This window comes from Pseudoalteromonas sp. K222D (genome assembly GCF_017653575.1).
Taxonomy (GTDB): Bacteria; Pseudomonadota; Gammaproteobacteria; order Enterobacterales; family Alteromonadaceae; genus Pseudoalteromonas; species Pseudoalteromonas nigrifaciens.
This window is the reverse complement of sequence record NZ_JAGGDL010000075.1, coordinates 1-4238: the sequence shown is the minus strand read 5'-3', so window position 1 is coordinate 4238 and position 4238 is coordinate 1. Positions and strand designations below refer to the sequence as shown.

The following is a 4238-nucleotide window of genomic DNA, read 5'->3' as shown; positions in this document are numbered from 1 at the left end:
TTGTTCGGCGGGGAAGCGTCGTTTGCGTACTGAGGCTCTTCCTGTTTGGGTAACAGCTTCTTCAATCCACTCAAGGGGAATGTGCTTAGTGAACGAATCAATATCACGATCTTGGCAAAACTCGGTAGTAAGGTGTAATTCTTTAATAAATTCAGACATAAAAATAGGCCACAACTTCTGTTGTAGCCTGTTATGAAGCCTCTGAAAGATCGTTCAATTAGCTTAAACGATCTGCATTAAGCGCCTCATAGCCTCTTTGTGAGTTAATTACTTAAAAAGCGATTGCTCACAGGTCAAAGCCCAAGCTCGCAACTCGAAACGCAAATAACAAGCACAAAAAAACGGCGCTAAAGTTAGCACCGTTTTTATTTAATATTTAAATAGAGTATTTAAAAGGTGTTATTACGCTACTTTTTTCTCTTCACAACTGGCTAGGTATTCGTCAAACGAGCCTTGAAAGTCGATTACTTGTTTATCTTTAATATCAATAATACGCGTAGCAAGTGACGATACAAACTCACGGTCATGGCTTACAAAAATAAGCGTACCTTGAAAGTCTTTTAACGCATTGTTAAGTGCTTCAATGGCTTCCATATCCATGTGGTTTGTAGGCTCGTCCATTACTAGTACGTTAACGTCTTGCATCATTAACTTACCAAATAACAAACGGTTTTTTTCACCACCTGAACAGTTACGCGCTTTTTTGTTTGAATCGTCTGCTGTAAACAACAAACGGCCTAACATGCCACGTACCATTAAATCGTTGTGCTTAGCGGTGCGCCACTGCGACATCCAATCAAACAAGGTTAAGTCGTTATCAAAATCTTTAGTGCTGTCTTGCGGGCAATAACCAAAAGTAGCATTTTCAGACCACTTAACTTCGCCCTCTAAGCTTTTAAGCTCGTCTACTAAACAGCGTAAAAAGGTAGTTTTACCCACACCATTTTCGCCAATTACCGCAAGCTTAGCGCCGGCTTCAAGTAATAAGTCGCCGCCAGAGAACAACATTTCGCCATCAAAGCCATGGCCAATTTTGTTAACTTCAAGCGCTTGGCGATACATTTTTTTACCTTCGTCAAAGCTTAGCGAAGGGCTCATACGGCTTGACGATTTAACTTCATCAAGTTTAATTTTATCCATTTTTTTAGCACGCGAACTTGCTTGTTTCGCTTTAGATGCGTTAGCACCAAAACGGTTTACAAAGTCTTGTAGTTCGTCAATTTCAGCGCTCTTTTTCGCGTTTTCAGCAAGTAATTGCTCACGTTGTAGGCCAGCAGCTTCTAAAAATTTCTCGTAGTTACCAGGGTAAATACGCAGCTCGCCGTAATCAATGTCGGCCATGTGTGTACATACCGAGTTTAAAAAGTGACGGTCATGCGAAATAATAATCATGGTACATTTACGCTTGTTAAGCTCGTTAGCAAGCCAGGTAATTGTATGAATATCCAAGTTATTGGTAGGTTCATCGAGTAGCAAAATATCAGGGTTTGCAAACAACGCCTGTGCTAAAAGCACACGTAGTTTCCAGCCTGGCGCTACGTTTGCCATTAAGCCATAATGAAATTCTTTATCGATACCCGCTTCTAGCAAAATTTCTTCAGCGCGGCTTTCTGCCGTGTAACCGTCCATTTCTGCAAATACGCTTTCTAGCTCAGCTACTTTCATGCCATCGTCTTCGCTCATTTCTGGCAAAGAGTAAATACGTTCGCGCTCTTGCTTTACTTTCCAAAGCTCCACGTCGCCCATAATTACAGCGTCAACTACGCTAAATTCTTCAAATGCAAACTGGTCTTGGCTTAGGTTACCTACTTTTAACCCAGGAGTAATAGATACATTACCGGCACTTGGCACAAGTGCCCCGCTTAAAATTTTCATGAAAGTCGACTTGCCGCAGCCGTTAGCGCCAATTAAACCGTAACGGTTACCGTTACCAAATTTAGCTGAAATGTTTTCAAACAACGGCTCTGCGCCAAACTGCATCGTGATATTTGCGGTGGAGATCAAAAAAATGTAATCCTAGAAAAAGTACTGACAGGGATAGGCTGCAGCAAAACGCCACAAACAAGCACCAGACAATAGGGTAAATTAGCTGGCGAATTATACAGATCCAAAGCCAAAGATGAAAGGTAAAAGAAACTTAAAAAATAGCCAGTAGGGCAAGAGCAGGTTTTAGGTGTCAGGCTTGAGGTTTTAGGTAAAAATTAACCAAGGTTAATGTACAAGAGTAGCGGGAGTTTACTTCGCGCTTTTGTTTTAGGAATTCAATAACTCAACAAATAATATTGTTGCCAACTCAATGAATAGGTAGACTAAAATTAAATACATCATTGACGGAACAGGTTATGTCGCCAGCTAAAATACGAAATGACGTTATAAAACTCAGTAAACTAAGTACTAAAAAACCTGATTACTACTTTATTCAAGGTTATTTAATCGGGTTAGGTGTATTACCACAAATACTTACTCCTACAGAGTGGCAACCAGATCTATTTGGGGAAATAAATGTTCAAAATGAAACAGAGCTCAAATATTTAGAAAGCTTAATGACACTTTACAACCAGAGTATGGACAAAGTAATTCAAAATGACTTAAAAATGCCAGCTAAGTGCAGCTTGTCCAAGCAAGACTACCGTGAATCACTTAAGTCAAATATGCCCTTACCAAACTACTGTAAAGGGGTTTTACAGGCACTTAAACATATAAATAAACGCACCCTAGATAAAGAGCAAAAATATGCTTTTGATAATATAAATCGGGTTTTAAAAGCTTTTTCTAATGAAACAGCAGCAGCAAAAGAATTTGGGGAGTTTGCCCAATATAACGCCCAAGAATATAAACGTAACTATGTTTATTTTATGGCTGATGCTATTTTTGAGCTTAGGTTTAATAACGACCTTACTTTAAGCGATGAAGATGAGGTTGAATTTAACAACAGCTTTTTAGATGAAGAACCAGATGAATTGGATCAGCTTGATGAACTACTTGAACTGGTACTCGCCGATACAGAACTAACAGCACTTGAGCCAATACAGATGCTTTTAGAGGTTATGGAAGGGCTCATAACAAAGCAATATATTAAAGACAACACCGGGCACTTTTGGGGCTTGCACGAAACCCGCCCTTATATGATGCTGCGTGCGCATCGTGCAAAAATACACGCGCTGCATGGTTATACCCAAAAAGCACAATCAGAACTCGAAGATCTATTAAAGCTAAACCCAAACGATAATCAAGCAAACCGCTTTTTATTAATGAACTGCCTAATCATAAACAAAGAGTGGGAGAAGTTAGACGCTCTATTGGCCGACTTTGATTTTCAAGAACTACACACAACAGCAAGCCTAGCGCTAAGTGCTTTTGTAAAGCATGGCGATTCAAAACCAGCTAACGATTACAAAAAAATGCTTAAACAACAGAGTAAACATTTTGTAAAAATACTCACCGGGCAAGAAAAACTTAAAGAACAGCCGCTATATTACAGCCCAGGCAGCAAAGAAGAGGTAGGTGTTTACCTTGATTCATTAGGTAAGCAGGCATGGATTTCGGTTCCGGCGAGTCTTTTTTGGTTAAGAAAAAAGTAGGTAAAAAACGTTTAGCGTGATTTATATCGCGCTAAACATAACGCAGATTCAATTTGAAGTGCATAACCGCTTTTTAAGTTTTTATTCAATAGTAGAAATTACGCTTGTTAAACGTGCAATATCAATGTCGCTTGTGCTTGCAAAGCGCAGTGCTTGAAATAATAAATTTCAAGCCCGTCAATAAACACATAGCATTCAGAAGTCATCGTTAATCACCTGTGTTTTGTTTGTTTTACGCTGGCGTGCATTATAGCCACCCACATCGGCAGCAAGTTCATTTATTTCATCAAGTAAACTACCTTGAAGCTTCAGCACCACTAAGGCCTCAAATAAAATATCGCTTTTTACAACCTCACCTTGCTCTAGCTTTTGTACGGTGGAACGCGATACACCAATCATTTTGGCAAAGGTACTTTGAGTGTAATGTAGTGTTCGGTGTTGGCGAATTAAATCCCCGATTCGCTGAGCGATTTTTAATGCTTGTTCAGATCTCTTGACATCCTCCACCACCTCGCCAAGCGCCTGAACAAGTTCAGGGAAGGAGGGGGATTCCGATTAGTTTAAAACCATCGGGGCCTTGTGATCACTCATAAGGCAAGTTCCTGCTTCAACAAGCTGACTAATGTCAATCTCTCCACAGGCTAGAACGCGATGACC

Annotated in this window: 3 protein-coding genes; 1 reads left to right on the top strand and 2 read right to left on the bottom strand. The window is 40.0% G+C overall.

The window, feature by feature from the left end; all coding sequences use genetic code 11:
* Positions 1-402: 402 nt before the first annotated feature.
* The gene (locus tag J5X91_RS17840; RefSeq protein ID WP_011329728.1) at positions 403-2004 is read right to left on the bottom strand and encodes an ABC-F family ATPase; all 1602 of its coding nucleotides are present in this window, start codon (positions 2002-2004) and stop codon (positions 403-405) included.
* Positions 2005-2342: 338 nt separating this feature from the next.
* Between J5X91_RS17840 and J5X91_RS17835 the strand changes: the two genes are divergently transcribed.
* Positions 2343-3581, top strand: a complete 1239-nt coding sequence (locus J5X91_RS17835; protein WP_208835380.1) for a UPF0149 family protein — start codon at positions 2343-2345, stop codon at positions 3579-3581.
* Positions 3582-3776: 195 nt separating this feature from the next.
* Here J5X91_RS17835 and J5X91_RS17830 read toward each other — a convergent pair whose 3' ends face one another.
* On the bottom strand, positions 3777-4088 hold the full coding sequence (locus tag J5X91_RS17830) for a helix-turn-helix transcriptional regulator (protein WP_208835379.1): 312 nt from the start codon (positions 4086-4088) through the stop codon (positions 3777-3779).
* Positions 4089-4238: the final 150 nt, after the last annotated feature.